General features: G+C 33.6%; 4 protein-coding genes. 3 read left to right on the forward strand and 1 reads right to left on the reverse strand.

Features of this window, described 5'->3' with window-relative positions; all coding sequences use genetic code 11:
- Positions 1–159 precede the first annotated feature (159 nt).
- Positions 160–1,368, forward strand: coding sequence for a site-specific integrase (locus tag J0871_RS17185; RefSeq protein WP_208226464.1), 1,209 nt, complete (start codon positions 160–162; stop codon positions 1,366–1,368).
- 704 nt (positions 1,369–2,072) lie between these two features.
- On the opposite strand, the gene J0871_RS17190 is transcribed toward J0871_RS17185, so the two are convergent.
- The gene (locus tag J0871_RS17190) at positions 2,073–2,258 is read right to left on the reverse strand and encodes a hypothetical protein (protein ID WP_208226466.1); all 186 of its coding nucleotides are present in this window, start codon (positions 2,256–2,258) and stop codon (positions 2,073–2,075) included.
- 730 nt (positions 2,259–2,988) lie between these two features.
- Between J0871_RS17190 and J0871_RS17195 the strand changes: the two genes are divergently transcribed.
- On the forward strand, positions 2,989–3,627 hold the full coding sequence (locus J0871_RS17195; RefSeq protein WP_208226467.1) for an outer membrane beta-barrel protein: 639 nt from the start codon (positions 2,989–2,991) through the stop codon (positions 3,625–3,627).
- A gap of 68 nt (positions 3,628–3,695) precedes the next feature.
- Positions 3,696–4,187 (forward strand): hypothetical protein, encoded by a 492-nt coding sequence (locus J0871_RS17200; protein ID WP_208226469.1) that lies wholly within the window; start codon positions 3,696–3,698, stop codon positions 4,185–4,187.
- The last annotated feature ends 495 nt before the right edge of the window (positions 4,188–4,682 follow it).

The raw sequence follows: 4,682 nt of genomic DNA on the forward strand, positions 1-4,682 counted from the left end.
GGGTGATTAATAGTTCTGGTAATAATATCTTGAGTAGGTCTATGTATGGATCCAATGCTTCCTGTTTAGAAAACAAAAATCAAACTAATATTTCAATTCACACACAACTTTTGAGAATGATCCACAATTATGTTAAATCGGTTACCTAAATGAAAGGCAATGAAAACAAAACCCACTTTTCGTATTCTCTTTTGGCTGAATTTGGCCAAGAAAAAAGATACTCTTGCACCTATTTATGCAAGGGTTACTGTCAATGGCCGTCGGGCAGAAATTAGTTTAAGACGACAATGTGACCCGGAATCCTGGGATGATCGCGCCCACAGATTAAAAGGAAGAAACCTTGAAGCTACAGTTTTGAATAATTATCTGGACGCCAAGTATTCGAAACTACTGCAGTGTTATGAAGACCTGCTCAAAGAAGATAGAATTATAACAGCCAAGGCTATCAAAGCCCGTTTTCTTGGGGCTGATGCGACTTTTAAATCCCTCCAGGAAATTCTTGAATATCATAAAACCACTATGGTTGATGTACTTAAACCAGGAACGCTGAAAAATTACGGGGCTACAGAAAAGTATTTGAGTGATTACCTTTTCTGCGAGCATAGAATCAAAGATATCTATCTTAAAAATATAGATTATCAGTTCGTTTCCAGTTTCGACAAGTTTCTAAGAAGAAAAAAGGGGAAAAATGGCAAAAAGCAGTTGAGTAATAACGGAATAATGAAACATATGGAGCGATTCAAGAAGCTCACAAATTTAGCCATTAAACTTGGTTGGCTGGATAAGGATCCATTCCGGGACTATAAAATGAAATTTGAAAAATTTGATCGTGCTTATTTGAGCCAAAGAGAACTAGATTATATTGAGGAGACCCGATTCAGAAGAGTAACACTGGAAACCACCAAGGATATTTTTGTTTTTTCCTGCTATACTGGAATGTGTTATGGGGAATTAAAAAACCTTACCCGGGATAACCTGGTAAAAGGCGTGAATGGGAAGGACTGGATCTATAGCAGGCGGGAGAAAAGCAATGAACCGATTAAGGTACCGCTACTGGAAAAAGCTCGCAGTATTTTGTATAAATATGAAAAACCAACTTCAGAAGTTCTATTACCGGTGTATAGCAACCAAAAAACAAATACTTACTTGAAGGAAATTGCAGAGCAGTGTAAAATTCCTAAAAAGCTTAGTTTTCACGTTGCCAGACATACTTTTGCTACAACGGTCACCCTATCCAATGGAGTGCCCATAGAAACCGTTTCAAAGCTCCTGGGGCACACTAAATTATCAACTACGCAAATCTATGCCAGAGTAGTTGATCAAAAATTAGGAGACGATATGGATCAATTGCAATCTAAACTCTCCTAAATAAGAAACGATGAAACGATGCAGAAGTGATGCGGCCCATAAGCCCAGTCTTATCAAGGCTTTCGGGAAGATCTGCATCAAAGCAACAAATTCTGTAGACACAAAGGAGAAAAGCCTCCGGTAATTTCTTCTTTTTTTGATGAATCGATGCCAGATATAAATAAGACCAGTAATACTGGTGATTTTCAGCCGCATCATTTCCGCATCACTTTGTCATCAAAAATAAAACGATGCTGAATTTTTTATAGATTTAGTAGGTTTTGATATAAAATAAGCTAGTTAAAAAAGAAAAATTATGGCCCCTAAATCTACCATAACTTACAGCGCTGGATCCTATGCTGTTTTTATAGCGTACGGGAAGTTAAGTGTAAAGTAAAAACAGCATAGGGCGCAAAACCTATTTTGTTTTGTATTACCAGTAAATTTGACCCTATTTCCAGGGTGTTCCAGCCCATTTACTGGTAATCTCGCGTTCAATTCACTACTCGCGTATAAAATTACTGTCTAATTCAAATTAGTTTTGCCACAAATTTCAACGGTTTTTTCTGGGGCTTTAAGGCTATTTGAGGTAAGTTTTTTATTTTAAAACCTTTGCAACCATCGGGCGCAAAGCAAGATTGTCATTACAATGACACATCTTGCTTTCCTTTTCTTTAATGCATTTGGAAATCGAGCTACTAATTCAGTTTAATAATTTCGAGATTTTACTCAAAGAAAAATTTTAACTGCCTAAGTTCGCCATCACTGAGATAATAAGATTTACTTTTTTCATCTTGAGCATTTTCCTTTTGCCGGCGAAAATAAGAAATCTTGTAGATCAGGATGAACTGGTTTATTACGTTATTTTTATTTACTTCTTCCAGAGCCGTCGCATTACCTTTTGTTGCCATTCATCTTCAAGCTTTTAAAATTATTGAGGAGTTATAAAAGCATAGCGGTTATGCACTCCGGTTAATTTTAAAGCTTGTTCTTTTTGCAGCAAAAGGTAAGGTGAAGCAAGAAGGTATAAAAAAACTCTGAAATCCTGATCGGTGAATTTTAGTTACCGCCCAGGCGGTCTTGAGTCAAAAAGCTTTTCAATATTATTTTTTCAGTTTTTTAATATTCTAAGCTTTTTGACCCATGTCCAGATTAATTAGTAATGAACCTTTTTTGCTGAAATGAAGCTTTTGCGAAGTGGAAGTGAAAGTGGTGAGTGGCATTTGATTTTATCAAAATGGATACTATTTTAATACTAACTGGCTATAGCCCTCGTGATTTTACAGCTTCTTCCAGTGGGGTATATCCACTGAGGTGGATATATTTCGAGTTTTTCATTATTTAATATGTTTATAATCAGAATTTTAAATATTAGGGGAGTCAAATGACATCGCTCTGCGTGTCATCCTCTTGATTACTCCCTTATTTTAATATGAACTAAACAAAAAAAAATTAGGTTGTATTCTTACTGAAATTTTAGGAGTTAGAATACAGTATAAGAATCAACTAATTAATTTAACAGTATGTTTGTTAACAATTTGACGCAACCAATCGAGAAAAAATGCATCTATTAAATAGAGTCATTAATTATAAGCCTCAATGCTACAATAAATACTCATGTTCCCGTTAATCAATAGCTTTATGAAAAAAATATTACTCATAACATTTTTACTACTTCAAATTAGCGTTTATTCCCAGAATAATCCAAGATGGAGCTTTGGAATTGAATATTCTACTGATAATTTATTTTTTTCAGACGAAAGAGCCGGAATAGATTATATACAGATGAAAGGTGCTAATGCATTAGAGGTAGAATTCGACCAAAGTAATTATAGTTTAGGACTGACAACTAATTACTATTTTGGAGAAAAATTAGCCGTATCTTCTGGGTTTCTTTATTCCAAAAAAGACTTTACTGGAACATACAACGATTGCATTTTGTGTAATGTTCTTTCTTCTTCGATTCCGGAAATCATACAGCAAAGATTTTTAGTTGTTCCCATTTCTATTAATTATTCATTACTGACTGGTAAACTTAAACCGGTGATAATTGGCGGACTCAAAAATAATTTTGAAATAAAAAATGACTTAGATACAATAAGTAAAGGATATTTTTTAGAAGCATTTATTGGTGCTTCAATCTATTATGAATTTATTAAAAAATTGGAAGCAGGAATAGGCTATAATTATCAGGCTGCAATAAGTGATTTATATAAAACTGACGAATTTAATCTAAGAACAAATAGTTTCTCTTTTAGAATAAATTATCTCTTTAATTAAGTTTAACGCGAACTGAATTTTCATCTATACCTTCTTTCAAATTGACAAACCTTTTATTTCAAAGTGGTATGAAAAAAATAATTCTCCTAATAATTACAGTTACAATTTTTATGGGCTGTTCGAAAAATGAAGATGAAGAAGAAATTGACTGTTCACTTTATGATCCAATATTTCCTTCCTTATATGTCAGAATAGTTGATAGCACAGGGGAAAACCTAATCGATAACGGAACTATTGACCCAAATAATATTAGTGTAGAAGGCGATTTTCCCGGTGCTGGATTTCAATTTGTTCCTGAAAATGAATTGCTTAATTCTGATGCTGACCTAAGAGAGTTAGATAACTCACTTAGATTATTTAATCCAAATGAATCGACATTTCAATACACTATTAATTTGGATGATATTGATGAAACTATTAAAATAAATTTTACCGCAGAACTAACAAGAATTCCTTGCGACATAACTTTTTTTAAACCTATTGAAGGTGTCTATAAAAACCAAGCTTTGGAATTACGCGAAGTTCGTTCACTTCAATTTGTTGGAGATCTAAAGATATAAAACCCTTGTAATAATTGTATGTTTTAAAATTCCTTATCTTTGATTAATTATTTAAATCATTCTCAAAGTTACCCATTCGGTTACCTGGAGGAAAGGAAATAAAGAAAAGTACTGCATTTACGGGTATTAAGGGAGCGGCAAATTCACCCTGCCACCCCGACGAACCTTCTTTAAAAGGATATAAAAACACTGTTAATCTATTGATTTTCAGTGTTTTTTGTTTTTACGATATCATTTGATATGGTTTGATATCACCCTATCCAGTGAATGATTCGGTGAATACTTTCTTTCCAGCATTTCACTATCTTAGAATGATCATTAGATTGATTTGACTTTCGTCTTTAACACTTATTGTTTAACTTAAAGACGGATCAAGCCTAATTGTTGTGTTTAAGCAAAAATTGTGGTTAATCTATATAAGAAGAATTCTACATTTTTCACTCCTCTAAACTGAGCCCTAAAGGCTTTTATCTTTGCATTAAAGGATTCTGCTGA

Origin of the sequence: Salegentibacter sp. BDJ18 (assembly GCF_017579965.1) — a bacterium.
Classification (GTDB): Bacteria; Bacteroidota; Bacteroidia; order Flavobacteriales; family Flavobacteriaceae; genus Salegentibacter.

Coding starts and splice junctions, on each gene's coding strand:
- J0871_RS17185 (WP_208226464.1), top strand. CDS start 160: ATGAAAACAAAACCCACTTTTCGTATTCTCTTTTGGCTGAATTTGGCC.
- J0871_RS17190 (WP_208226466.1), bottom strand. CDS start 2,258: ATGGCAACAAAAGGTAATGCGACGGCTCTGGAAGAAGTAAATAAAAAT.
- J0871_RS17195 (WP_208226467.1), top strand. CDS start 2,989: ATGAAAAAAATATTACTCATAACATTTTTACTACTTCAAATTAGCGTT.
- J0871_RS17200 (WP_208226469.1), top strand. CDS start 3,696: ATGAAAAAAATAATTCTCCTAATAATTACAGTTACAATTTTTATGGGC.